The sequence below is a fragment of the Altererythrobacter sp. genome (assembly GCF_050299635.1).
Classification (GTDB): Bacteria; Pseudomonadota; Alphaproteobacteria; order Sphingomonadales; family Sphingomonadaceae; genus Erythrobacter.
Genome location: NZ_JBNKWF010000082.1, coordinates 1 through 547 on the forward strand (window position 1 = coordinate 1; position 547 = coordinate 547).

A 547-nucleotide genomic window follows, 5' to 3' on the forward strand; every position below is an offset into this window, starting at 1 on the left:
GGTCGCGCACGGTTCGCGCATGCTTGGGTTTCCAGCCCTCCTCCTGCAGCGACAGCCATTTCTCGGCTGCTCGGGCGAATGTCACCTGCTCTTCCTTGTCGCGTGGGGAAGGGCGGGCAGGATCCAAACCTCGTCGAAGCAGCGCGCGAGCGTCGAACATGCGATCGCGGGCCTCGGACAGTTTGACTTCCGGATATGATCCGAACGAGAGCTTCTTTTCCTTGCCGTCGAAGCGGTACTTGAGCTTCCAGCTCTTGTTGCCGGTTGGCGACACAAGCAGGTAAAGCCCATGCTGGTCGCCCAGCTTGTAGGGCTTCGCCTTCGGTTGCGCAGCCTTGCACTGCTTGTCGGTCAACATCCGAGGCCCCCAAAGCTAGAAGCGGAAGCCCCCATGCGGCCCCCACGAGAGGCGGGAACACTTGGGAACAACTGCGCTTTATTGGGTATGTCTTGTTGTTGAAAGGCGCGGAAATCAAGGCCTTTTGGGAACAACTAGGACCTCTTGGGAATGTTGAATGGCTCCCCGAGTTGGATTCGAACCAACGAC

At 58.9% G+C, this 547-nt stretch carries 1 protein-coding gene; it reads right to left on the reverse strand.

From position 1 onward, the window contains the following. Positions 1 to 358: Arm DNA-binding domain-containing protein (locus tag ACQY6C_RS14950; RefSeq protein ID WP_427970082.1), on the reverse strand; the 358-nt coding region annotated here is incomplete at its 3' end. Between the last annotated feature and the right edge of the window lie 189 nt (positions 359 to 547).